Source organism: Halomonas sp. SIMBA_159 (genome assembly GCF_046536035.1).
GTDB lineage: Bacteria > Pseudomonadota > Gammaproteobacteria > Pseudomonadales > Halomonadaceae > Vreelandella > Vreelandella venusta_A.
The window spans coordinates 1-246 of record NZ_JAWJBT010001295.1 but is presented as its reverse complement, the minus strand read 5'-3'; the positions used below and the strand labels follow the sequence as shown (position 1 = coordinate 246).

General features: G+C 56.1%; 1 protein-coding gene. It reads right to left on the bottom strand.

Annotation, left to right across the window (positions count from 1 at the left end; genetic code table 11):
* Positions 1-135: 135 nt before the first annotated feature.
* On the bottom strand, positions 136-225 hold the full coding sequence (locus R0J87_RS23425) for a hypothetical protein (protein ID WP_498889377.1): 90 nt from the start codon (positions 223-225) through the stop codon (positions 136-138).
* Positions 226-246 lie beyond the last annotated feature (21 nt).

Below are 246 nucleotides of genomic sequence, written 5' to 3'. Positions count from 1 at the left end.
GGACCGAATTCTGCGCCCGAACCGGGGGCAAATGTCCCGGATCCGAATGTCAATCCGCACTAAATCATTGATAGTAGACAGGATTCACACGGCTTTGATGGCACCAGTCCTGGGTCCATCAATCCGTGATCCTGTCTAGGACCCCATTTTGCGCGCCAGCACGATGGCTTCTGTACGGCTGTGCACGCCGAGCTTGGCGAAGATGGAGGAAAGCTGATTGCGCACGGTCTTTTCCTGCTTGCCCAG